Annotated in this window: 22 protein-coding genes; 14 read left to right on the top strand and 8 right to left on the bottom strand. The window is 74.8% G+C overall.

Annotated features, from left to right (window positions below; all coding sequences use genetic code 11):
• Positions 1–59: 59 nt before the first annotated feature.
• Positions 60–1,652: an NAD(P)/FAD-dependent oxidoreductase gene (locus O7618_RS14070; RefSeq protein ID WP_278106534.1), complete on the top strand. Its 1,593-nt coding sequence runs from the start codon at positions 60–62 to the stop codon at positions 1,650–1,652.
• A gap of 314 nt (positions 1,653–1,966) precedes the next feature.
• On the opposite strand, the gene O7618_RS14065 is transcribed toward O7618_RS14070, so the two are convergent.
• Together O7618_RS14065 and O7618_RS14060 are read right to left on the bottom strand one after the other, a co-directional pair.
• Positions 1,967–2,734 (bottom strand): polyprenol monophosphomannose synthase, encoded by a 768-nt coding sequence (locus tag O7618_RS14065; RefSeq protein WP_278106533.1) that lies wholly within the window; start codon positions 2,732–2,734, stop codon positions 1,967–1,969.
• Positions 2,735–2,824: 90 nt separating this feature from the next.
• Complete coding sequence (locus O7618_RS14060; protein ID WP_278106532.1) at positions 2,825–3,271, bottom strand: SRPBCC family protein; 447 nt, start codon at positions 3,269–3,271, stop codon at positions 2,825–2,827.
• A gap of 199 nt (positions 3,272–3,470) precedes the next feature.
• Between O7618_RS14060 and O7618_RS14055 the strand changes: the two genes are divergently transcribed.
• From O7618_RS14055 to O7618_RS14020, 8 genes are read left to right on the top strand one after another with little or no spacing between them, the layout of a single operon-like run.
• Positions 3,471–5,024: an HAD-IIIA family hydrolase gene (locus tag O7618_RS14055; protein WP_347405375.1), complete on the top strand. Its 1,554-nt coding sequence runs from the start codon at positions 3,471–3,473 to the stop codon at positions 5,022–5,024.
• Complete coding sequence (locus O7618_RS14050; RefSeq protein ID WP_278106531.1) at positions 5,021–5,995, top strand: glycosyltransferase; 975 nt, start codon at positions 5,021–5,023, stop codon at positions 5,993–5,995. Before O7618_RS14055 ends, O7618_RS14050 begins: the two co-directional genes overlap by 4 nt.
• On the top strand, positions 5,980–7,197 hold the full coding sequence (locus tag O7618_RS14045) for a glycosyltransferase (RefSeq protein ID WP_278106530.1): 1,218 nt from the start codon (positions 5,980–5,982) through the stop codon (positions 7,195–7,197). Before O7618_RS14050 ends, O7618_RS14045 begins: the two co-directional genes overlap by 16 nt.
• The gene (locus O7618_RS14040; protein ID WP_278106529.1) at positions 7,197–7,871 is read left to right on the top strand and encodes an SIS domain-containing protein; all 675 of its coding nucleotides are present in this window, start codon (positions 7,197–7,199) and stop codon (positions 7,869–7,871) included. Before O7618_RS14045 ends, O7618_RS14040 begins: the two co-directional genes overlap by 1 nt.
• 11 nt (positions 7,872–7,882) lie before the next feature.
• Entirely contained in the window at positions 7,883–9,364 is a 1,482-nt protein-coding gene (locus O7618_RS14035) for a PfkB family carbohydrate kinase (RefSeq protein WP_278106528.1), read from the top strand.
• 28 nt (positions 9,365–9,392) lie between these two features.
• Positions 9,393–10,094, top strand: a complete 702-nt coding sequence (locus tag O7618_RS14030) for an SDR family oxidoreductase (RefSeq protein ID WP_278106527.1) — start codon at positions 9,393–9,395, stop codon at positions 10,092–10,094.
• Positions 10,091–11,041, top strand: coding sequence for a glycosyltransferase family 9 protein (locus O7618_RS14025; RefSeq protein WP_278106526.1), 951 nt, complete (start codon positions 10,091–10,093; stop codon positions 11,039–11,041). Before O7618_RS14030 ends, O7618_RS14025 begins: the two co-directional genes overlap by 4 nt.
• Positions 11,025–12,014 carry a DNA topoisomerase IB gene (locus tag O7618_RS14020; RefSeq protein WP_278106525.1) on the top strand — a complete coding sequence of 330 codons (990 nt, stop codon included), beginning with the start codon at positions 11,025–11,027 and terminating at the stop codon, positions 12,012–12,014. The genes O7618_RS14025 and O7618_RS14020 overlap by 17 nt, the downstream gene beginning before the upstream one ends.
• A 169-nt stretch (positions 12,015–12,183) precedes the next feature.
• On the opposite strand, the gene O7618_RS14015 is transcribed toward O7618_RS14020, so the two are convergent.
• The 3 genes from O7618_RS14015 to O7618_RS14005 form a co-directional block, all read right to left on the bottom strand.
• A complete protein-coding gene (locus tag O7618_RS14015) occupies positions 12,184–13,209 on the bottom strand; it encodes a helix-turn-helix domain-containing protein (RefSeq protein ID WP_278106524.1) in 1,026 nt (341 codons plus the stop codon).
• Positions 13,210–13,346: 137 nt separating this feature from the next.
• Entirely contained in the window at positions 13,347–13,850 is a 504-nt protein-coding gene (locus O7618_RS14010) for a hypothetical protein (protein ID WP_278110007.1), read from the bottom strand.
• Positions 13,851–13,913: 63 nt separating this feature from the next.
• Complete coding sequence (locus O7618_RS14005) at positions 13,914–15,545, bottom strand: RecQ family ATP-dependent DNA helicase (protein WP_278106523.1); 1,632 nt, start codon at positions 15,543–15,545, stop codon at positions 13,914–13,916.
• A gap of 85 nt (positions 15,546–15,630) precedes the next feature.
• Here O7618_RS14005 and O7618_RS14000 point away from each other — a divergent pair, with 85 nt between their 5' ends.
• Complete coding sequence (locus tag O7618_RS14000; RefSeq protein ID WP_278106522.1) at positions 15,631–16,071, top strand: hypothetical protein; 441 nt, start codon at positions 15,631–15,633, stop codon at positions 16,069–16,071.
• Positions 16,072–16,106: 35 nt separating this feature from the next.
• Here O7618_RS14000 and O7618_RS13995 read toward each other — a convergent pair whose 3' ends face one another.
• Positions 16,107–16,229, bottom strand: coding sequence for a hypothetical protein (locus O7618_RS13995; protein ID WP_278106521.1), 123 nt, complete (start codon positions 16,227–16,229; stop codon positions 16,107–16,109).
• Positions 16,230–16,387: 158 nt separating this feature from the next.
• Here O7618_RS13995 and O7618_RS13990 point away from each other — a divergent pair, with 158 nt between their 5' ends.
• The gene (locus O7618_RS13990; RefSeq protein ID WP_278110006.1) at positions 16,388–17,875 is read left to right on the top strand and encodes a glycoside hydrolase family 3 N-terminal domain-containing protein; all 1,488 of its coding nucleotides are present in this window, start codon (positions 16,388–16,390) and stop codon (positions 17,873–17,875) included.
• 46 nt (positions 17,876–17,921) lie between these two features.
• Here O7618_RS13990 and O7618_RS13985 read toward each other — a convergent pair whose 3' ends face one another.
• Together O7618_RS13985 and O7618_RS13980 are read right to left on the bottom strand one after the other, a co-directional pair.
• The gene (locus tag O7618_RS13985) at positions 17,922–18,209 is read right to left on the bottom strand and encodes a GNAT family N-acetyltransferase (RefSeq protein WP_278106519.1); all 288 of its coding nucleotides are present in this window, start codon (positions 18,207–18,209) and stop codon (positions 17,922–17,924) included.
• Complete coding sequence (locus tag O7618_RS13980; protein ID WP_278106518.1) at positions 18,206–19,432, bottom strand: cysteine desulfurase-like protein; 1,227 nt, start codon at positions 19,430–19,432, stop codon at positions 18,206–18,208. Before O7618_RS13980 ends, O7618_RS13985 begins: the two co-directional genes overlap by 4 nt.
• Before the next feature lie 129 nt (positions 19,433–19,561).
• Here O7618_RS13980 and O7618_RS13975 point away from each other — a divergent pair, with 129 nt between their 5' ends.
• The 3 genes from O7618_RS13975 to O7618_RS13965 all read left to right on the top strand — a co-directional run bounded on the left by O7618_RS13975 (position 19,562) and on the right by O7618_RS13965 (position 22,095).
• Complete coding sequence (locus O7618_RS13975; protein ID WP_278106517.1) at positions 19,562–19,921, top strand: hypothetical protein; 360 nt, start codon at positions 19,562–19,564, stop codon at positions 19,919–19,921.
• A 79-nt stretch (positions 19,922–20,000) separates the two neighbouring features.
• Entirely contained in the window at positions 20,001–20,822 is an 822-nt protein-coding gene (locus tag O7618_RS13970) for a DUF1206 domain-containing protein (RefSeq protein WP_278106516.1), read from the top strand.
• A 76-nt stretch (positions 20,823–20,898) separates the two neighbouring features.
• A complete protein-coding gene (locus O7618_RS13965) occupies positions 20,899–22,095 on the top strand; it encodes a mechanosensitive ion channel family protein (protein ID WP_278106515.1) in 1,197 nt (398 codons plus the stop codon).
• Positions 22,096–22,234: the final 139 nt, after the last annotated feature.

Genomic DNA, 22,234 nt, shown 5'->3' with positions numbered 1-22,234 from the left:
CCCCGGTTCGGGGGAGGCAAACGCGTTTTGCCCGGTCAGCGGACGGGTAGGCGGATCGGATGACTTCCACCGCCGACGCCGTCGTCATCGGGGCCGGGCACAACGGGTTGGTGGCGGCGAACCTGCTGGCCGACGCCGGCTGGGACGTCCTCGTGCTGGAGGCGACCGAGGCGCCGGGCGGCGCGGTGCGCTCCGCGTTCGTGACCGCCCCCGGCTATCTCAGCGACCTGTACAGCTCCTTCTACCCCCTCGGCTACGCCTCCCCGGTGCTGGGCGGGCTGCACCTCGAGAACCACGGCCTGCACTGGACGAATGCCCCCGACGTGCTGGCCCATCTGCTGCCGGACGGCCGTGCCGCGGTGGTCAACCGCGACCTCGACGCCACCGCCGCCTCGCTGGAGACGTTCGCCCCCGGCGACGGGGAGCGCTGGCGGCACGCGTACGCGGACTGGCAGCAGGTGGCCGAGCCGATGCTGGACGTCATCACCAGTCCGTTCCCGCCGGTGCGCGGCGGGCTGGGGCTGCTGCGTCGGCTGCGGGTTGCCGGCGCGCTGCGGCTGGCCCGCCGGCTGGTGCTGCCGGTGCGCAAGCTGGGTGCCGAACTCTTCGACGGCGAGGGCGGGCCCGCGTTGCTCGCCGGCTGCGCCCTGCACACCGACCTGTCCCCGGAGGAGGCCGGCTCCGGGGTGTACGGCTGGCTGCTCGCCATGCTCGGCCAGCAGGTCGGCTGGCCGGTGCCGGTGGGCGGCGCGCAGCGGATCACAGACGCGCTGGTGGCCCGGCTGGTCGAGCGCGGCGGCCGGATCGAGTACGACGCCCGGGTCGCGCGGGTGCTCACCGCCCGGGGACGCGCCATGGGCGTGCGGACCGCCGACGGCGCCGACTGGCGGGCTCGCCGCGCGGTGCTCGCCGACGTGCCGGCCCCGGCGCTCTACCTGGACCTGGTCGGCGCGGCGGCGCTGCCGCCCCGGCTGGTCGAGGACCTGGCGCACTTCAGGTGGGACGGCTCCACCGTCAAGGTCGACTGGGCCCTGTCGGCCCCGATGCCGTGGCGGAACCGGAACCTGGCCGGCGCCGGCACCGTGCACCTCGGCGCGGACCTCGACGGGCTCACCACCTACGCCGCCGCGCTGGCCCGGGGTGAGGTGCCACGCGACCCGTTCCTGCTTGTCGGTCAGATGACGGTGGCCGATCCGAGCCACTCGCCGCCGGGCACCGAGTCGCTCTGGGCCTACACCCACCTCCCGTTCCGCCGGAACTGGCGGGCCGAGGAGATCGCCGAGCACGTGGAGCGGATGGAGGAGGTGCTGGAGGCCGCCGCGCCGGGCTTCCGCGCCTCGGTCGTCGGGCGGCACGTGGCCGGCCCGGCCGACCTGGAGACCGCGGAGCCGAGCCTGGTGGGCGGCGCGTTGGGCGGCGGCACCGCGTCGGCCTACCAGCAACTGTTCCTGCGGCCGGTCCCTGGCCTGGGACGCGCCGACACGCCGGTGGACCGGCTCTACCTGGCCAGCGCCTCGGCCCACCCGGGCGGCGGGGTGCACGGCGCGCCGGGCGCGAACGCCGCCCGCGCCGCCCTGGCCCGCGACCGGGCGGTCACCGGCGGGATGTACGCCCGCGCCATCGCCGCCGCCCACCGCACCGTCTACCGCTGATCCGTTGACCCGCCGTCCGCGGGGGTTGTGGTTCCCGCCGCGCGATGGTGGCTGAGGGTGATCGCCGTGCCGGGCACGGCAGAGCCCGTCGCCGCCTTTGCTCTGCAGCCAGATACGCAGCAGTAACCCATCGTGACATCAGGCGGTCGTGCGCTCGACGCGGCGATTCTCGTCGGCGCAGCTCAGGGTGGTGCTGCGTCGATGGCTGCAGAGCAAAGGCGGCGTGGTGGGTGAGTCACGCCGGGACACACAAATCACGCTGCGTCACAGTGACAGCGTGATTTCTATCAGGTCGAGGGGTGCCGGGCGTGGAGTCAGGAGTCGATGTTGCGGTGCCGGGTGCGGAGCTTGAACGGCATCAGCGCGCTCTCGATCTTGGTGGCGGTGGTCATCTTCGAGTCGCCGTCGCGGCGCTCCTCGAAGCGGATCGGCACCTCCAGGATGGTGTGGCCCAGCTTGGTGGCCAGGTAGTGCATCTCCACCTGGAAGCTGTAGCCGTTGGACTGCACCCGGTCCAGGCCGATGTCCCGCAGCGCGTCGGCCCGCCAGATCTTGAAGCCGGCGGTCAGGTCGCGAACCCGCACCCGCAGCAACGTGTGCACGTAGAGGTTGGCCCAGCCGCTGAGCGCACGGCGGTAGAGCGGCCAGTTCTCGTCCAACTCCCCGCCGGGCACGTAACGGGAGCCGATGACCACGGACGCCTGGGTCGACAGCAGCGCGCCGAGCATGCCGGGCAGCGCCTCCGGCGGGTGCGACAGGTCGGCGTCCATCTGGGCGACGTACTCCGCGCCGTCCTCGATCGCGCGGCCGATGCCGTCCACATACGCCCGGCCGAGGCCCTCCTTGCTGGGGCGGTGCACCACGAGCACCCGCTCCGGGTGCTCGATGGCCAGCTTGTCGGCGACCTCGCCGGTGCCGTCGGGGGAGTTGTCGTCCGCGACGAGCACCTTCAGACCCGGCAACGGCAGCGCGAGGAGGTGCTCGACCAGCACCGGGAGGTTGCCCGCCTCGTTGTAGGTCGGAACGACGACGGTCAGGCGCGCGTCCGCCCACGGAGAGGGCAACTGCACGGGTTGGATCATCACGGACTTCCTCGGTCGGCCGACAGGTTCACCTGAGAGGGTAGCCACTCCGCTTCCCAGGGTTCGCAGTGACGCCCCGGGAGCGGCACCTCACCGCTCCGGCCTCTGTCGCGTCGCGATGTCCGACAGCCGGGCCAGCGTCTCCTTGTTGCGCAGATGCAGCACCACGTCGTTCAGCTTGGTCCGGACCCAGCGCAGCGGGCCGGCCGCGAAGTCCTCACCGATGGTCACCCGGGTCCGGCCGTCGGGCAGCGGCTCCAGGACGAACGCCACGATCGCCTCGCCGGCCGGCCAGAGACCGGCGCGTAGCACGAGTCGCTCCGACGGCCGGCACTCCAGCACGGTGGACGCGTCCTGCAGCGAGAGCGGCCAGGGGCCGGCCCGGTGGTGCAGTTGGCTCCCCACCCGTGGCCAGGAGTCGTCGACGTCGCGCACGTGCGTGGTACCCACCACCCAGTCGCTGTAGGTCCACCCGTCAGCCAGCACCTCGAAGACCTGCGCCGGAGACGCGTCGATCACTTTCTCCACAACCGCCACAGGAAGTTCGGTACCCCGCCCAGGCCCCCGCTAACAACGGCCGGGTTAGCTTCTCTTCGACGGCGGGTATCCGAAGTTGACGTTTACTCCTCGGGGGGTCGGGAACCCGCCGCCCGTGCGACGGGACCACGAGCGGGATCAGTGCAGGTCAGCCGGGGTTGAGCCGGTTGACGCGCCCCCGTCCGGCCTGTATCAGGCGGTGTTGCTCGACCGGGACGGCACGCTCGTGGAGGACGTGCCCTACAACGGCGACCCGGAGAAGGTCCGCCCGGTGCCCGGCGCCCGGGAGGCGCTGGACCGGCTGCGCGCGGCCGGGCTGCGGCTGGCGGTGGTGACCAACCAGTCCGGTCTGGCCCGAGGCCACTTCACCGCGGACGACCTGCGCCGCGTCAACGCCCGGGTGGAGGAACTGCTCGGGCCGTTCGACAACTGGCAGATCTGCCCGCACGCGGAGTCCGACCGGTGTGCCTGCCGCAAGCCGGCGCCGGGGATGGTGCACGCGGCCGCCCGCGCGCTGGACACCACCGCGAGCCGCTGCGTGCTGGTCGGTGACATCGGCGCCGACATGGCCGCCGCGGCGGCCGCCGGCGCCGCCGCCGTCATGGTGCCCACACCGGCCACCCGCGACGTCGAGGTGGCCGCCGCGCCCACCGTCGCCGTCGACCTGCCGGACGCGGTGGACACGGTGCTGGCAAGAATGCGGCTGGTGGCCGCGCCGACCGGCAACCACCGGCCGGGCCGGGGCACGGTGCTGGTGGTCCGCAGCGACGCGGCGGGCGACGTGCTGGTGACCGGCCCCGGCATCCGGGCGGTCGCGGCCGGCGCGGACCGGGTCGTGCTGCTCTGCGGCCCCCGCGGCCGCGCCGCCGCCGAACTGCTCCCCGGCGTGGACGAGATCGTCGAATGCCCACTGCCCTGGATCGACGCCCCCGCCCCGCCGGTCGACCCGCACACGATGCGCGCGCTCACCGACCGCCTCGCCGCCGTCCACGCCGACGAAGCGGTCGTCTTCACCAGCTTCCACCAGTCACCCCTGCCCCTGGCCCTGCTGCTCCGCCTCGCCGGCGTACCCCGCATCAGCGCCATCAGCGACGACTACCCCGGCGCCCTGCTCGACGTGCGTCACCGCGTTCCCGTCGGCGTACCCGAACCCGAACGCGCCCTCTCCCTCGCCGCCGCCGCCGGCTACACCCTGCCCACCGACGACGAACCCGGACTACGACTGCGCACCGACCGGATGCCACCGGTACCGGCCGCCGCCGGGCCGCCCGGCTACGTGGTGCTGCACCCGGGGTCCTCGGTGGAGACCCGGGCCTGCCCGGTCGAGCTGGCCACCCGGATGGTCCGGGTGCTCGGCGCCGCCGGCCTGCGGGTCGTGGTCACCGGCGGGCCGGACGAGCGGGAGCTGACCGCCCGGGTCGCCGCGGCGGGCGGCGTCGACCTGGGCGGCCGGACCGGGTTGGACGAGCTGGCGGCCGTGATCGCCCGGGCCGGCGCGCTGGTGGTCGGCAACACCGGGCCCGCGCACCTGGCCGCCGCGCTGGGCGTGCCGGTGGTCAGCCTGTTCGCCCCGACCGTCCCGTTCGGCCAGTGGGGGCCCTACCGGGTGCCCACGGTCCGGCTCGGCGACGCCGCCGCGCCCTGCCGCGACACCCGCGCCGCCACCTGCCCGGTCCCCGGGCACCCCTGCCTCTCGGCGGTCGAGCCGGGTCGGGTGCTGGAGGCGTTGCGTCTGCTCGGGGTGGTCGGATGAACATCCTGCTGTGGCACGTGCACGGCTCCTGGACGACGTCCTTCGTGCACGGCAAGCACCGCTACCTGGTGCCGGTCACCCCGGACCGGGGCCCGTACGGCCTGGGGCGGGCGCGCACCTATCCGTGGCCGGACGACGCCGTCGAGGTGACCCCGCAGGAGCTGGCCCGCGCCGACGTCGACCTGGTGATCCTGCAACGGCCCGAGGAGTTCGACCTGGCCGGCGAGTGGCTGGGCCGCCGGGTGGGCCGGGACGTGCCGGCGATCTACGTCGAGCACAACACCCCGAAGGGCGACGTGCCGAACACCCGCCACCCGATGGCCGACCGCGACGACCTGCTCCTCACCCACGTCACGCACTTCAACGAGCTGTTCTGGGACAACGGGACCACCCGCACCACGGTCGTCGAGCACGGTGTCGTCGACCCGGCGGTGGAGTGGACCGGCGAACTCGACCGGCTGGCCGTGGTCGTCAACGAGCCGGTGCGCCGCTGGCGGGTCACCGGCACCGACCTGCTCGCCCGGTTCGCGGCGGTAGCGCCCTTGGACGTCTACGGCATGAAGGTGGCCGGGCTGGCCGCCCACCTGGGGCTCCCCGAGGACCGGCTCACCAGCCACGACGACGTGCCCCAGCACGCCATGCACGCCGAGCTGGGCAGACGGCGCGCCTATCTGCACCTGTGCCGGTGGACGTCGCTGGGGCTCAGCCTCGTCGAGGCGATGACCATCGGCATGCCGGTCGTCGCGCTCGCCTCCACCGAGGCGGTGGAGGCGGTACCACCGGCCGCCGGCGCGCTCTCCACCCGGGTCGACGTGCTCGTCGACGCCGCCCGGGGTCTGCTGGACGACCCGGCGGCCGCCCGCCGGGCGGGCGCCGTGGCCCGGGCCGCCGCCCGTGACCGCTACGGCCTGGAGCGTTTCCTCGCCGACTGGGACCGGCTGCTGGAGGAGGAAGTATGCGCATCGCGATGATCTCGGAACACGCCAGCCCGCTCGCCGTCCTCGGCGGGGAGGACGCCGGTGGCCAGAACACGCATGTCGCCGAGCTCTCCGCCGCGCTCGCGGCCGCCGGCCACGACGTCCGGGTCTACACCCGACTGGACGCGGTGGACCTGCCGGCCACCGTCCACACCCGGGACGGCTACCGGGTGGTGCACGTGCCGGCCGGACCGGCCGAGCCGGTCGCCAAGGACGACCTCCTGCCCTACATGCCGGCGTTCGGCGACTGGCTGGCCGACCGCTGGGGCGCCGGTGACTGGCAGCCCGAGGTGGTGCACGCGCACTTCTGGATGAGCGGCCTGGCCGGGCTCACCGCGGCCCGCCGCACCGGCGTACCCGTGGTGCAGACCTACCACGCGCTCGGCACGGTCAAGCGTCGCCACCAGGGCGCCCAGGACACCAGCCCGCCGGGCCGCATCGACCACGAGCGGGAGCTGGGCCGTTCGGTGGACCGGGTGGTCGCCCAGTGCCAGGACGAGGTGGCCGAGCTGGTCCGGCTGGGCGTGCCCCGGTCCCGGATGACGGTCGTGCCGTCGGGGGTGAACCTGTCCACGTTCGGTCCGTTGGGCCCGGTCGTCGACTCCGACGGCGGCCGGGCCCGCGTCCTCACCGTCGGGCGGCTGGTGGAGCGCAAGGGCTTCCAGGACGTCATCCGCGCCGTCGCCGGGGTGCCGGACGCCGAGTGCGTGGTGGTCGGCGGGCCACCGGCCGGGCTGCTGGAGTCCGATCCGTACGCGCTGCGGCTGCGCGCGCTGGCAGACTCGCTCGGCATCGCCGACCGGGTCCGCCTCGTCGGCGCGGTGCCGCGCGAGGAGATGGCCCGCTGGTACCGCTCGGCGGACGTGCTGGTCGCGGCGCCGTGGTACGAGCCGTTCGGCCTCACCCCGCTGGAGGCGATGGCCTGCGGCGTGCCCGTGGTCGGGACCGCGGTCGGCGGGCTGACCGACACGGTGGTGCCCGGACGCACCGGCGACCTGGTGCCGGCCCGCGAGCCGGCGGCGCTCGGCGCGGCCATCCGCGCCCTGCTCGGCGACCGGATCCGCCGCTTCGCCTACGCCACCGCGGCCCTGGAACGGGCCCGTACCCACTACTCCTGGGCCACCGCCGCCGAGCGGCTCGCCGAGCTCTACGGCGAGGTGGCCACCGTGCGCCGGCCCACCCGGGTGGTCGCCTGATGGCGGCCACCCCCGCACCCGGTCCGACGGTGCTGGCGGACCACCTGACCCGGCTGGCCGCCGCCCTGCTCCCGCTGCGCGACGCGGAGGATCTGCTGGCGGGCTGGGGCGGGGAGCTGGCGCGCCGGCTCGCCGCGGGTGGGCGGCTGCTCGTGGCCGGCAACGGCGGCAGCGCCGCCGAGGCCCAACACCTCACCGCCGAGCTCGTCGGCAAGCTCCGCGACGACCGCCAACCCCTCTCCGCCATCGCCCTGCACGCCGAGACCAGCGCGCTCACCGCCATCGGCAACGACTACGGCTACGACGAGGTCTTCGCCCGCCAGGTCCGCGCCCACGGCCGACCCGGCGACCTCCTCCTGCTCATGTCCACCAGCGGCACCAGCACCAACCTCCGCGCCGCTGCCGCCGCCGCCCACCACGCCGGCCTGCGCACCTGGGCCTTCACCGGCCCCGCCCCCAACCCGTTGGCCGACCTCTGCCACGGCACCCTCGCCGTCGATTCGCCGGACAGCCAGGTGGTGCAGGAACTGCACCTGGTCGCGGTGCACGTGCTCTGCGAGTACGTGGAGCAGGCGCTGCCGGCGGCGCTCGCCGGCCGCGCCCCGGCCGACGGCGTGCGGGCCGGTGTCGAGGTGGTGCTCGGCGACCCGGATCCGGAGGTGCAGGCCCGATGAGGAGGTCGAGCATGGCGGGACCCGTGGTGGTGCTCGGTGACACGTTGCTGGACCGCGACGTCGAAGGGCTGGTGAACCGGCTCTGCCCGGACTCCCCGGTGCCGGTGCTCGACGAGACCACGTCCGTCGACCGGCCTGGCGGCGCCGGCCTGGCCGCCGTCTTCGCGGCCGCGCAGGGCGCCGAGGTCGCGCTGGTCACCGCCGTCGCCGACGACGCCGGCGGGGCCCGCCTCGGCACCCTGCTCGCCGCCGCCGGCGTGCAGTTGTACGCGCTGCCGTTGGCCGGCGCCACCCCCGAGAAGATCCGGCTGCGGGTGCGTGGGCGGGTGCTGCTGCGCCACGACCGGGGCGGGTCGACCGGCGTGCCGGGTGAGCCGAGCGAGGCGGTGCTGCGGTTGCTCGCCACCGCGTCCGCGATTCTGGTCAGCGACTACGGGCGGGGTGTGGCCGGCCATCCCGCGCTGCGCGCGGCGCTGGCCGCCACCCGGGCGCCCGTGGTCTGGGACCCGCACCCGCGCGGCCCCGCGGCGATCCCCGGGGTGCACCTGGCGACCCCGAACGAGCCGGAGGCCCGCGAGCTGGCGAAGACGCCGCCGGGCGGCTCCCGCCTGGCGAACGCCTCCCGTAGCGCGCAGGCGCTGCGGCGGCGCTGGCAGGCCGGCGCGGTCGCGGTGACCCTGGGCGGGGACGGCGCGTTGCTCTGCCACGCCGGCTCCACCCCACTGGTGGTGCCGGCACCGGCCGCCGAGGGGGACACCTGCGGCGCGGGGGACCGGTTCGCCGCCGCGGCCACACTCGCGCTGGCCCGGGGCGCGCTGGTGTCGGAGGCGGTGCAGGAGGCGGTCACCGAGGCCTCGGCGTACGTGGCCGGCGGGGGCGTGGCCAGCGCGCTGCCGGCGCCGCCGCCGACGGTCGCCCCGGCGGTTGTCGCCGCCGGCGGGGAGCGGATCGGCGCCGGGGCCGCCGGTGAGGTGGTGGCCCGGGTACGCGCGGCCGGCGGCACCGTGGTGGCCACCGGCGGCTGCTTCGACCTGCTGCACGCCGGGCACGTGGCGACCCTCCAGGCGGCCCGCCAGCTCGGTGACTGTCTGATCGTCTGCCTCAACTCCGACGCCGGGGTGGCCGGGCTCAAGGGGCCGGAGCGTCCGGTCGTGCCGCAGGGTGACCGGAGCCGGCTGCTCGCCGCGCTCGGCTGCGTCGACGCGGTGCTGATCTTCGACGAGCCGACGCCGCACGCGGCGCTGTCGTGGCTGCGCCCGGACATCTGGGTCAAGGGCGGCGACTACGCCAGCGGCGGCGGCGACCAGACGCTGCCCGAGTCGGAGATCCTGGCCCGCTGGGGCGGGCACACGGTGGTGGTGCCGTACCTGGACGGGCGGTCCACCACCGACATGATCGCGGCGGCCCGGGCCGGCTGGCCGGCCGGCACGGTGACCGGTGCGGGGACCGCCCGGGAGACGGTCGTCCGGTCCACAGCGAAGGGAGCACGATGAACTCACCACGTGTCCGGGCGGGCACGGCATGAGCGCCGGCGTGCCCGGCGCCGGGCCCACCGTGCTGGTCACCGGCGGATCCAGCGGTCTCGGCGCGGCGGTGGTCACGGCGGTCGCCGCCGCCGGTGGCCGGCCCCTGGTGCTGGACCGGCAGCGCCCCGCCGACGGGGTGCCGTGGGTGGAGTGCGACCTGGCCGACACCCGAGCCGCCGAGTCCGCCACCCGGGAACTCGCGCGACGCGCGGGCGGACTGGACGGCGTGGTCGCCGCCGCCGGAATGGACGTGCCCGGAAAGTTGGCCGACGTGCCGGCGGAGACCTGGGAGCGGATCGTCACGGTGGACCTGCTGGCGACCGCGGCGGTGATCCGGGCCGCGCTGCCCTTCCTGGAGGAGTCCCGGGGCACCATCGTCACCGTCGCCTCGACGCTCGGCGTCAAGGCGGTGGGCGACGCCACCGCGTACTGCGCGGCCAAGTTCGGGGTGGTCGGCTTCACCCGGGCGCTCGCCGCCGAGTTGGCCGGCGCGGTCGGGGTGACCCTGCTCGTCCCCGGCGGCATGCGCACCGCCTTCTTCGACGAGCGGGACGCGCAGTACCGTCCCGGTCCCGACGCGGCGCTCAACGAGCCGGCCGACACCGCCGCGGCGGTGATGTTCGCGCTCTCCCAGCCGCCCGGTTGCGCGGTCCGCGAGATGGTGGTCTGCGCCGAGCGGGAGTCCTCGTACCCGTGATCCTCGTGCTGCGCGCGCTGGGCGTCGGTGACCTGGCCACCGCGGTCCCGGCGCTGCGCGGCCTGCGCGCCGGGCTGCCCGGGCGGGAGCTGGTGCTCGCCGCCCCGGCGTGGCTGGCGCCGCTGGTCGAGCTGACCGGCGCGGTCGACCGGCTGCTGCCCACCACGGGGCCGCACCGGATCGGGTGGCGCGGTCCGGCGCCGGAGGTGGCGGTGAACCTGCACGGCCGGGGGCCCGAGTCGCACCGGGCGCTGGCCGCCACCCGCCCGGGGCGGCTGCTGGCCTACCGGAACCCGTCGGCCGGCCACCTGGACGGCCCGGTGTGGGACGGCGACGAGCACGAGGTCCGCCGCTGGTGCCGGCTGCTCGACGCGTACGGCGTGGCGGCCGACCCGGGGGACCTGGCGTTGCGGCGTCCGGCGCCGGCAGGCGTACCCGCCGGGGCGACGGTGCTGCACGCGGGCGGCAAGGTGCCGGCGAAGCGCTGGCCGGCGGACCGCTTCGTCGCCCTGGCCCGGGCGCTGGCCGCAGGCGGGCACCGGGTGGTGCTCACCGGCTCGGCGGACGAGCGGACGCTGGCGGCCCGGGTGGCCGCGGACGCCGGGTTGCCGCCGTCGGCGGTGCTGGCCGGCCGGACCGGGCTGGCCGAGTTGGCCGCGCTGGTCGCCGACGCGCGGCTGGTGGTCAGCGGCGACACCGGCGTGGCCCACCTCGCCACCGGCTACGGCACCGCCTCGGTGGTGCTGTTCGGCCCGGTGCCGGCGGCGCACTGGGGCCCGCCGGCGGACCGGCCCCGGCACCGGGCGCTCGGCGTCACCGAGCGTCCCGGACCGGTCCCGGACCCGGCGGGTGTAGGAACGCACCCGGCTCTGGCTGCCATCGGGGTCGACGAGGTGGTGGCGGCGGTGGCCGAGGTGGAACGGGTGCCCGGTGCGGTTGCGGCGTAGCGACCCGGGCCGGCCCGGGTACGGGCGCCGGCGACGCGGCAAGGGCTGGCTCTTCCTGGACGCGACGGGCGAGCCGGTACGCGACGCCGACGAACTGGTGCGCCTGCGCGAGCTGGTGATCCCGCCCGCCTGGCGGAACGTGTGGATCTCGCCGTATCCGAACGGGCACATCCAGGCCACCGGCATCGACGCGGCCGGGCGCAAGCAGTACCTCTACCACCCGCAGTGGCGTCGCAAGCGCGACGAGGCCAAGTTCGACCACGTGCTGGAGGTGGCGCACCGGCTGCCGGCGTTGCGTGACCGGGTCGCCCACGACCTGGGGCTGCGCGGGCTGCGGCGGGAACGGGTGCTGGCCACCGTGGCCCGGCTGCTCGACATGGGCGCGTTCCGGGTCGGCAGCGACCAGTACGCGACCGGCGACGATCCCACCTTCGGCGTGGCCACGCTGCGCCCGGAGCACGCCCGGTCGCGCGGCGGGTGCGTGGTCTTCGAGTTCCCGGCCAAGGGCGGCATCGACCAGGTCCGCCGGATCGAGGACGCCGAGCTGTGTCAGGTGCTGCTGAACCTGCGGCGCCGGCGGCGCGCCCAGGAGCGGCTGTTCGGTTACTGGGACGGGCGGGCGTGGCGCGACGTGCGCAGCGACGAGGTGAACGACTACCTGCGCGACGCCAGCGGCGGGGAGATGACCGCGAAGGACTTTCGCACCTGGCACGCCACCGTGCTGGCCGCCGCGGAACTGGCCACGGTGGGCCCGCAGCGGTCCGCCACCGCCCGCAGGCGGGCCGTGGCCGCGGTGATGCGCTCGGTCGCCGAGCTGCTCGGCAACACCCCGACGGTCGCGCGGACGTCCTACGTGGATCCGCGCGTGGTTGATCTCTACCACGACGGGGTGCTGGCGCCGGTGCGCCCGGAGATGCCGCGCGACGCGGTGGAGAGGTTCGTGCTGACGCTGCTGGAGGAGGAGACCGGCTGACCCGACCGGCCCCGTCGGTCCTGGGGGGAAGCGGCGGGGCCGGAGACCGGAGTCGTGCGTCGCCGGGGCCACCGGGGCGGGCCACCCGCGGCGGGACCGCCGCGGGTGCCACGCCACGGCCCCCCGTTACCAGCGGGCCGCCGTCGGCGTGCCGGCGCCGGCCCGGGTTTCATTCTGTACGCGGCGAGTTGACTTCGGACGCCGCGCTGTTGACGTTCCGTGCCTGTTCCAGATGACGCGCCCGGTAGGCATGCGGTGTCTCCGCCTGCGCGGCCCGGAAGGCGCGGCTGAAGTGGGCCTTGTCCCGGAAGCCCCAGCGGCCGGCGATGAGCTGGATGGGGCGGTCGCCCAACGCCGGGTCGGCGAGGTCGCGGCGGCACCGGGCCAGCCGCTCGTCGCGGATGTAGGCCGCGATCGTGGTCTCCTCGACCTCGAAGAGCCGGTGCAGGGAGCGGACCGAGATGTGGTGGGCGTCGGCGATCGTGCGGGGATCGAGCATCGCGTCGCCGAGGTGCTGCCGCACGTACGACTGCACCTGGGCCAGCAGGGCGCGGCGCCGGACCTCGGTCGGGACCGCCTCCTCGGAGAGCAGGTGGCGCCCGAGCAGCGTGGTGACCAGGTCCAGGCCGACGCCGCCCAGCCGCTCGGCGTCGACCGCGTGGTACTGCTCCGGATGACTGGTGATCCGGACGAGGTAGTCGGCGAGCAGCGCGCCGATGCCCTCGCGGCCGGACATCCGGCTGGCGAACAGCGGGGTGAGCCGCCGGTGCGGCAACGGCAGCGCGTCGTACGGGATGAGCGCCACGATCGAGGCGGCCCGGTCGTTCTCGTCGGCGTAGTGGCTGAGTTCCTGCGGCCGGGCACAGTCGTAGAAGGTGATGTCGCCGGGCGGGCAGACGCCACGCTGGCCGTCCTGGTCGGCGACGCCGACGCCGTTGAGCGTCACGGCGAGCAGATAGCAGTCCGCGTCGGAGCGCTGGATCAGCTTTCGGGTCCGGACCCCGTCCAGCGGCCGGTAGCGGTGCCGGATGAGCTGCATCGCACCCAGGTCGAGGAACTCCGCCCGGGCCAGGAAGTTGTCGGCGTGCTCGGTGCGGATCCGCATGAGCGTCGGCGTCCGGGCGAGCATCTCCAACCACAACCCGAACCGGTCGCCGGCGGGTATCGGCGCCGTGTCGAAAATCTGCGGTTGCATCGGTGTGTCCATCAACGACCCCCGTGGTCACTCGACATCCCTCCACAAACAGGACGCCCCACGGGGCCGAAAAGCGGCAGCCCGTGGGGCGTGACCTCCGTCATTGACGGACGTGAAACCTTCTGTTAGGCGTCCATTCAGTCGTTGAGCACCCGGGACAGCCGGTCCCGGAACCGGCGCTCCGAGTCGCTCACCACGTCGCCGCCGATGCCGAGGATGCCGCCGGTGGAGGCCGCGCTCACCACCTGCTCGGCGATCTCCACCAGCCAGTACCGGTACGCCCCGGACTGTCCCTCGTCCACCCTGCCGGTGAGCAGGGCGGAGGCCTGCCCGGCGCGGGCGAGCACGTCCTCGATCATCGCCTCCGGATCCGCCGGCGTGATCACCGGCAGTTCCGCGCCGGTCTCCGGGTCGCCGACCCGGGAGACGATCTCGCCGGCCACGGCCGCGACCAGTGGGCTGGCCGACTCCCGGCCGGCGGCGATGGTCTCCAGACCGGCGGCGTTCTCGGCCATGGTCCGCCGGGTGCCGTCGGACTCGGCCGCGGCCGCGGCGGTCAGCACCGCCTGCGGCAGACCCACCAGCAGCCCCCATTCCTCGTCCGAGACGCCGAACCGGGTGTACGCCGGCTGCTCGATCACGATCAGGTTCCTTTCGCCGTGGTACGTCTTGTCGACGGGCACCGTCACGGTGCCCGGGTCAGGCTAGTCCAGCTCCAGCAGGCCCTGTTCGGACACCACGCGCACGGACAGCGTCTTGTAGCCCACCTCGTCGAAGAGCACCGTCATCCGGTCCTCCTCGTAGTTGAGCACCAGACCGGACCCCCACTCGGGGTGGCGGACCTGGCTGTGCACCGGGAACGGCCCGACCGCGCCGTCGTTCGCCACGCTGGTGCCGGCGTGGCAGTTGTCGCAGTGGCCGCAGACCTCGGTCATCTGCTCGCCGAAGTAGGCCAGCAGAACCTGCCCGCGGCAGCCGGTGGTCTCCGCGAAGGCGCGCATCATGTCGGTGCGCGACCGGGTCACGGTCTGCTGTCGCTCGGCCTCGGCGCGCGCGGCCCGACCGGACTCGACCGCGTCCGGGGCGTAGCGGGGGGCGCCGACGCGCTGGCGCGCCCGCGGCTCGGCGGCGCCGATCTGCTCCAGCAGGGACAGGTACTGGCCGAGCTTGCGCGGGCCCAGGCCGGTCAGCTCGCGCAGTTCCTTGCGGGTGCGGGCCTTGCTCCGCAGCACCGCGGCCAGGTCGGCGAGTTCCTTCTCGTCCGGCAGGCCGCCGCTGAAGTAGCGCTGGAGGCCGATGTCCTCGGAGCGCCAGAGCAGCAGCACCCGCGACGGTGAGCCGTCCCGCCCGGCCCGGCCGATCTCCTGGAAGTAGCTGTCCGGCGAGTCGGGCAGCGCCATGTGCACCACCCAGGCGATGTTCGGCTTGTCGATGCCCATGCCGAACGCCGAGGTGGCCACCATGATCGGCACCTGGTCGGCGAGGAACGCCTCGTGCAGCTCGTGCCGCGCCGCGGTGGGCATGCCGCCGTGGTAGAACTTCGCCGGGAAGCCCGCGGTGGTCAGTCGCTCGGCCAGTTCCTCGGCCGCCCGCCGGGTCGGCACGTAGATGATGCCGGGGCGCTCGTCGTCGCGCAGCAGCGCGATCAGCCGTCGCCACCGGTAGTCGTCGGTCGGGCAGTAGGCCACCTCGAGGAAGAGGTTGGGCCGGTCCAGCCCGGAGACCACCACCTCGGGCTCGCGCAGCCGCAGTCGGGCGATGATGTCGTCGCGCACCGGCGGGGAGGCGGTGGCCGTCAGCGCCACCACCGGCGGCCGGCCGAGGCCGTCGATGAGGTGCCCGAGCGCGAGGTAGTCCGGCCGGAAGTCGTGGCCCCAGGACGAGATGCAGTGCGCCTCGTCGATCGCGACCAGCGCCGGGGAGAGCGAGCGGACCTCGGCGAGCCGGTCCGGATTGCTCAGCGCCTCCGGCGTGATGAAGAGGAACTCGGCCCGGCCGGCCCGGATCTCCTCGATCGCCTCGGCCTGCTGCGTGGCGCTCTCGTCCGAGCTGATCCGCACGGCGCGCAGCTCCGGCCGCTGCCGCTCGTTGAGGGCGGCGATCTGGTCCTGCTGGAGCGCGAGCAGCGGCGAGATGACCACGGTCGGCCCGGGGATGAGGCTGGCCGGGATCTGGTAGATCGCCGACTTGCCGGCACCGGTGGGCAGCACCACCAGGGCATCGTGGCGCTTCATGACGGCGCGCATGGCGGCCAGTTGGTTGGGCCGCAGCGCGGTCCAGCCGAACAGGTTCTTCGCCGCGCGGCGCAGGTTGGTGGCGTGCGTGGTCAGTCTCATCAACGGCCACAGCTACCCCCGCGCTTTCGGCCCGAAACCGGGACGCGGGTTGACGTACGCTCGCGCCGCTCGGGTCGGCCGCCCGATGCACGCGCACGTACGCGCGGTCGAGGCGGCGCTTCCGGGCATGCTCCCGCTGCCCGGCGAGGGCAGCCTGGCCGGCAACCTCCGGGCCTGGCTGGACCGGGCGCTGGCGCTGCACGCGGCGATCCTGCCCGCCCTCGCCGGCCTGACCACCCAGCCGAAGCTGCTCGCCCGGCTCGCCGAGTCGCCCGCCCTGCCCGGCGGTGACCCCGGCGTGCGCGCCGAGTTCGCCGACTACCTGCGGGCCGAGCAGCGCCTGGGTCGGGTGGCGCCGACGGCCGACCCGCGGGCGGCGGCGACCCTGCTCGTCGGCGTCTGCCACGACCTGGTGCTCGGCCGGCTGCTCGACCCGGCCGGCGCGCCGCCGCGCACCGACCCGGAGCTGGTGGACGCCCTGGTCGACACGCTGCTGCGCGGGGTGGCGGCGGCCGGTTCCGGCTGAGCCGGCGATCACCGCAGCCGGGGTGCGGGCCGGTGTCAGCGGCGAAACATCGCCCGGATCGCGATCAGCAGGAACAGGGCGCCGACGACCAGGCCGAGCAGGCGTACGCCGGGGATGTCGGCGGCGCCGGTGGCGTCGGCGAGCGGCGGGACGGGCATGCCTGAACTCTCCCACGGTGGACGGCCGGAGGCCAGCACCTAACAGTAAGGATTGTTGACTATTTAGCTGCGCGGTGTGACCATGTCAGCACCCGCCGGCCGTGGCGGGTCCGTGGGGGAGACGGGGGTACGACAGGGTGAGCGCGAGGAGCGAGCGGATCGTCGGAGCGACCGGAGACCTGGCGGCGCTCGCCGCCGCCGTCCTGCAACCCGGGTTCGTCGGCACCACACCGCCACCGTGGGTCTGCCGCTGGCTCGGCGAAGGGCTCGGCTCGGTCGTTCTCTTCGCCCGCAACGTCGTCGACCACGAGCAGGTCGCGACGCTCACCGCCAACCTGCGGGCGGAGCGGCCGGACGTGATCGTGGCGATCGACGAGGAGGCCGGCGACGTCACCCGGATCGAGTCCGCCCGGGGCAGCTCGCGGCCCGGCAACTTCGCCCTCGGCGCGGTGGACGACCCGGCGTTGACCGAGGAGGTCGCCCGCGACCTGGGTGCCGAGCTGGCCGACGTCGGCGTCACCCTCGACTACGCGCCGGACGCCGACGTCAACTCCAACCCCGCCAACCCGGTGATCGGGGTGCGCTCGTTCGGCGCCGAGCCGGACCTGGTCGCCCGCCACACCGCCGCCTGGGTACGCGGTCTCCAGGCCGGCGGCGTGGCCGCCTGCGCCAAGCACTTCCCCGGGCACGGCGACACCCGCGTCGACTCCCACCACGACCTGCCGCGCATCGGCGCCGACCGGGCCCGCCTCGACGCGGTCGAGCTGGCCCCGTTCCGGGCCGCGATCGCGGCCGGGACGCAGGCGGTGATGACCGGCCACCTGCTGGTTCCGGCGCTCGACGCGGAGCTGCCCGCCACGCTCAGCGCGCGGATCCTGGGCGGGCTGCTCCGCGAGGAGCTGGGCTTCAACGGCGTGGTGGTGACCGACGCGGTGGAGATGCGGGCGGTCTCCGACCGCTACGGCTTCGCCGGGGCGGCGGTGCGCGCGCTCGCCGCCGGCGCCGACGCCATCTGCGTGGGCGGGGAGCGGGCCACCGAGGCCGACGCGCGCGAGCTGCGCGACGCGATCGTCGCCGCCGTGGTCGGCGGGGAACTGCCCGAGGAACGGCTGGCCGAGGCGGCCAAGCGGGTCGGTCAGCTCGCCGAGTGGAGCGTGGCCGCCCGCGCGAACCGGGGCGCCGCCCCCGCCGCGCCGGACGGGTCACCCATCGGTCTGGCCGCCGCCCGCCGGGCGCTGCGCGTCACCGGTGACGCCGGGCTGCTGCCGCTGGCCGGACCGGCACACGTGGTGGAGTTCGCGCCACCGCGCAACATCGCCATCGGCGAGGAGACGCCGTGGGGGATCGCCGCACCGCTGACCCATCTGGCGCCCGGCACCACCACCGCCCGGTACGCCGCCGACGCCGTTCCGGCCGATCCGGCGACCGGCTCGGCCGACCGGCCGTTGGTGCTGGTCGTGCGCGACCTGCACCGGCACCGCTGGATGCGCGACGCGGTCGACCGGGCCCTGGTCGCCCGCCCCGACGCGGTGGTGGTCGAGCTGGGGGTGCCCGAGCTGGCCACCGGCCGGGTGCACCTGGCCACCCACGGCGCCACCGCCGCGGCGGCCCGCGCCGCCGCCGAGCTGCTGGCCGGCGTCCGCTGAACTCCCGGCCCGGCCGGGTGGGGAGGTCCCCCGGTCGGGCCGGGCCTCAGGGCGCGTCGACGACCAGGTCGGCGTAGCCCGGGTGGCGCTCGATGAACGCGGCCATGAACGGACACCGGGGCACCACCCGGCCGCCGCGGGCCCGGACCTGGTCCAGGGTGCCCCGGATCAGCGCGCCGCCCACGCCCTGCCCCTGGTAGCGGTCGTCGACCTCGGTGTGCGTGAAAACCAGCACCTCACCGCGCGGCAGGTAGGCGGTGAAGCCGGCCAGCGCGTCGTCGACCAGGATCTCGAAGCGGTGCTTGGCGGGGTTCTCCTCGACCAGGGCATTCATCGGTCCATCGTCCCCCGGTCGTCGGCCAGCCGGTCGATTTCGGCGAGCAGCCGGTCCACCTCGTCGAGGGTGTTGTAGTGGTAGACGCTCGCCCGCACCGCCCCACCGGAGTCGCGCAGCCCCATCGCCTCGAAGTACTCGTAGGCGTAGTAGTCGCCCGAGGAGAGGCAGAACCCCGCCTCGCCGAGCGCCGTGGCGGTCCGCGCCGGGGTGCGCCCGGCGACCCGGAACGACACCGTCGGGCAGCGCCGGGCCGGCGAGCCGAGGACCGTGACGAAGGGGCGGGCCGCCAGCCCGGCGAGCAGCCGGTCGAAGACCACCTCCTCGTGCGCCTGCGCGGCGGCCAGCCCGGCGCGTACCCGTTCCCGGCGGTCGCCGGTCGCGGCCGGGTCGAGCGCGGCCAGGTGGTCCACCGCGGCGGTCACGCCGGCCAGCAGCGGGAAGCTCGGGGTGCCGTACTCGAACCGGTCGGGGACCGTGTCGGCGGAGGGCAGCAGCTTGGCCGGGCGCAGCGTCGCCCACCACGCCGGGTCGGCGACCATCGCCGCCAGGTGCGGCCCGGACCACTTGTAGGCGCTGGTGACCAGCACGTCCGCGCCGAGCGAGGCCAGGTCGGTGGGACCGTGCGGCACCGAGTGCACCCCGTCCACGCAGACCAGCGCGCCGGCGGCGTGCGCGGTCTTGGCGATCGCCGCCACGTCCGGCGCGGTGCCGATCGCGTTGCTGCCGGCGGTCACCGCGACCAGCCGGGTGCGATCGGTGACCAGCTCGGCGTACTGGCCGGCGGGCAGCTCGCCGGTGAGCGGGTCGAACTCGGCCCAGCGCACCGCCGCGCCGGCCGCCTCGGCGGCCTGCACCCAGGGGCGTACGTTGGCGTCGTGGTCCAGCCGGGACACCACCACCTCGTCGCCGGGCCGCCACGTCGCGCCCAGCGTCCGGGCCAGCGTGTAGGTCAGCGCGGTGGCGCTCGGGCCGAGCACCACGCCCGCCGGGTCCGCGCCGAGCAGGTCGGCGACCGCGGTCCGGGCCCCGGCCACCAGCTCAAGCGCGCGCCGGCCGGGGGCGAAGGCGGTGCTGCGGTTGCCCATCGCGACGCGCATGGCGTCGGCCACCGCCCCGATCACCCCGGCGGCGGTCTGGGTGCCGCCGGCGCCGTCGAAGTGGACGAAACCTTCGCCCAGCGCGGGATAGAGCCCCCGCACCCGGGCCACGTCGAAAGCCATTCCCGCACCCTAGCGCGCAAGGCGGGGCCCCCTCTTAACGCATTCGGTAGAGGCGGGGGCCCCTTTCAACGCCCGGTGGCGAGCGAGCGACCAGCCGGGGCGTGGCCGGCGGGCGGTACCGTGGGGAAGGTGACGAACCGACGCGCCACCTTCGCCCCCGCCCGCCGCGCCGCCGGGCTGCTCGCCGGTCTCGCCCTCGGTGTCGCGCTGCTCGCCGGCTGCAGCTCGAACGGCGCCGACACCGACTGCGGCCTGGACGCCTGCACTGTCGCGTTCGACCGTGGCGTGAACGCCAGCGCCACCATCCTCGGCATCGAGGCCAAGCTGATCGGGGCGCAGGACGACCAGGTCACCGTCGAGGTGGCCGGGGAGCAGCTCTCGCTCACCACCGGCCAGCAGGCCACCGAGGTCGGTGGCCTCCAGGTCAGCCTGGACAGCGTGACCGACCAACAGGTCGTGCTCCGGGTGGCCCGCAACCCCAACGGCTGATGTCCCTCGGCCGGGGCGGCGTGGCGGTCTCCGGCCTCCGGACGTTTGGAAAACCGCACGTCGGGAGATTGAGGACCCCATGTCTCTCACCCGGAACGCCGGAGCCACCGCCGCCCAGGCCAAGAACAGCCGGTGGCTCGAACTATTGACCCGCGCCGGCTTCATCGGCTATGGAATCGTGCATCTTCTCCTCGCCTGGCTGGCGTTGCAGATCGCCTTCGGCAAGTCCGGGGAGGAGGGCAACCAGAACGGTGCCCTGCGCACCCTCGGCGAGCAGCCGCTCGGCAAGTTCATGCTGGTCGTGATCGCGATCGGGTTCTTCGCCATGGCCATCTGGCAGGCCTCCGAGGCGCTGGTCGGCCACCAGTCGAAGACCGGCAAGGAGCGGACGTTCGAGCGGATCGCCTCCGTCGTGCGAGTGATCCTCTTCGTCTGGCTGGGCTGGACCGCGATCAAGGTGGTTCAGGACGCCAGCTCCAACTCCTCCCACCGGCAGCAACAGCTCACCGAGAAGCTGATGGCCAACGACGGCGGCCGGTGGCTGGTCGGGCTGGCCGGTCTGGTGCTCGCCGCGGTCGGCGTCGGCATGGTGATCTACGGCCTGAGGAAGAAGTTCGAGCGCAAGCTCAAGACCGGCGAGATGAACCCGAAGACGCACAAGCTGATCCGTCGTCTCGGCATGGCCGGGTACGCCGCGCGGGGCGCCGTCTTCGCCGTGGCCGGCCTGCTCATCGTGGTCGCCGCCGTGAAGTACGACCCGGAGAAGGCGCGCGGCCTGGACGCCGCCCTGCGCACGCTGCGCGACCAGGCGTACGGTCCGTGGCTGCTGTCACTGATGGCCCTCGGCATCGCCGCCTTCGGCGTCTACTGCTTCTTCCAGTCCCGGTTCCGCAAGGTCTGAGCCTGGTCGATATCCGGACCGCCGGGCACCATTGGGCCTTTGCCCGATTCCCGCCCGGGCCGGAGGGAGAGAGCACGTGCAGAGCTATCTGGTGACCGTTGCCGCCGCGCTGGCCGCGGCGGCGGTCGCGTTGGTGCTGGTCGCGGTGGTGCACCGGATGACCCGGCGCCTCGGCCGCCGGTCGCTGCTGATGACCGAGCTGACCGAGCACGCGCACCGCGCGTTCCAGGTCGCCGTGACCGTGATCGCCGTGCAGCTCGCGGTCCGGTTCACCACGCTCTACGCGGTGGGCAGCCCGTGGCGCAAGTTCGTCCTGCACACGCTCGGGCTGGCCATGATCGCCGCGATCGCCTGGCTGGTGGCCGCGCTGCTGGTGGTGGCGGAGGACACCGCGCTGGCCCGGTTCCGGGTGGACGTGCCGAACAACCGGCACGCCCGCCGGGTGCGCACCCAGGTGGTGCTGCTGCGCCGGCTGACCATCGCGGTGATCGTGATCCTCGCGGTCGGCGTGATGCTGATGACGTTCCCCGCCGTACGCGGTATCGGCGCCGGCGTGCTCACCTCCGCCGGGGTGGTCGGTGTCGTCGCCGCGCTGGCCGCGCAGAGCCTGCTCGGCAACGTCTTCGCCGGCCTCCAGCTCGCCTTCAGCGACGCGGTCCGCCTCGACGACGTGGTGGTGGTCGAGGGGGAGTGGGGCCGGATCGAGGAGCTGACGCTCAGCTACGTGGTCGTGCAGGTCTGGGACGACCGCCGGTTGATCCTGCCCACCTCGTACTTCACCAGCACGCCGTTCCAGAACTGGACCCGCACCGAGGCGAAGGTGCTCGGCACCGCCGAGTTCGACCTGGACTGGGCCATCCCGGCGCAGGCCATGCGCGGGGAGCTGCGCCGGCTGTGCGAGGGCACCGAGCTGTGGGACGGCCGGGTCTGCGTGCTCCAGGTGACCGACGCCACCGGCGGCATGGTCAAGGTGCGCGCGCTGGTCAGCGCCGCCGACGCCGGCAGCCTGTGGGACCTGCGCTGTCTGGTCCGTGAGCACCTGGTGACCTGGGTGCGCGACCACCGCCCGACCGCACTGCCCCGGCTGCGCACCGAGGTGGGCGACGTCACCGGCCCGATGTCGTGGCAGTCGATCCAGCAGCGCCGCCCGGTCCGCCGGGCGACCGACACCGAGGCGCCCGACGACGCGCGGGTCTTCGGCGGCAGCGACGACGGCGACGCCCGCAGCGAGGTGTTCGTGGGCCGGGAGGACCACGCCGAGGCCCGGCGCTGACCCGCGTACCCCGATCGGAGCCCCCGGCCGCCGCCCGCGGCGCCGGGGGCTCCGTGCGTGACCCGGCGCCCGGGCGGCGCGTTGTCCCGGCCGGGACGGCACGCGTCCGGCCGGTTCCGTTCGCGGAGTGTCGGGCCGA

The sequence above is a fragment of the Micromonospora sp. WMMD980 genome (assembly GCF_029626035.1).
GTDB lineage: Bacteria > Actinomycetota > Actinomycetes > Mycobacteriales > Micromonosporaceae > Micromonospora.
Note: the sequence above shows the minus strand (reverse complement) of the source record. Positions and strands in the feature narration are given on the sequence as shown.

Coding starts and splice junctions, on each gene's coding strand:
- O7618_RS14045 (WP_278106530.1), top strand. CDS start 5,980: ATGCGCATCGCGATGATCTCGGAACACGCCAGCCCGCTCGCCGTCCTC.
- O7618_RS14005 (WP_278106523.1), bottom strand. CDS start 15,545: ATGAGACTGACCACGCACGCCACCAACCTGCGCCGCGCGGCGAAGAAC.
- O7618_RS14015 (WP_278106524.1), bottom strand. CDS start 13,209: ATGCAACCGCAGATTTTCGACACGGCGCCGATACCCGCCGGCGACCGG.
- O7618_RS14035 (WP_278106528.1), top strand. CDS start 7,883: ATGGCGGGACCCGTGGTGGTGCTCGGTGACACGTTGCTGGACCGCGAC.
- O7618_RS14040 (WP_278106529.1), top strand. CDS start 7,197: ATGGCGGCCACCCCCGCACCCGGTCCGACGGTGCTGGCGGACCACCTG.
- O7618_RS14065 (WP_278106533.1), bottom strand. CDS start 2,734: ATGATCCAACCCGTGCAGTTGCCCTCTCCGTGGGCGGACGCGCGCCTG.
- O7618_RS13995 (WP_278106521.1), bottom strand. CDS start 16,229: ATGCCCGTCCCGCCGCTCGCCGACGCCACCGGCGCCGCCGACATCCCC.
- O7618_RS13970 (WP_278106516.1), top strand. CDS start 20,001: ATGTCTCTCACCCGGAACGCCGGAGCCACCGCCGCCCAGGCCAAGAAC.
- O7618_RS14000 (WP_278106522.1), top strand. CDS start 15,631: ATGCACGCGCACGTACGCGCGGTCGAGGCGGCGCTTCCGGGCATGCTC.
- O7618_RS14030 (WP_278106527.1), top strand. CDS start 9,393: ATGAGCGCCGGCGTGCCCGGCGCCGGGCCCACCGTGCTGGTCACCGGC.
- O7618_RS14070 (WP_278106534.1), top strand. CDS start 60: ATGACTTCCACCGCCGACGCCGTCGTCATCGGGGCCGGGCACAACGGG.
- O7618_RS14050 (WP_278106531.1), top strand. CDS start 5,021: ATGAACATCCTGCTGTGGCACGTGCACGGCTCCTGGACGACGTCCTTC.
- O7618_RS13985 (WP_278106519.1), bottom strand. CDS start 18,209: ATGAATGCCCTGGTCGAGGAGAACCCCGCCAAGCACCGCTTCGAGATC.
- O7618_RS13980 (WP_278106518.1), bottom strand. CDS start 19,432: ATGGCTTTCGACGTGGCCCGGGTGCGGGGGCTCTATCCCGCGCTGGGC.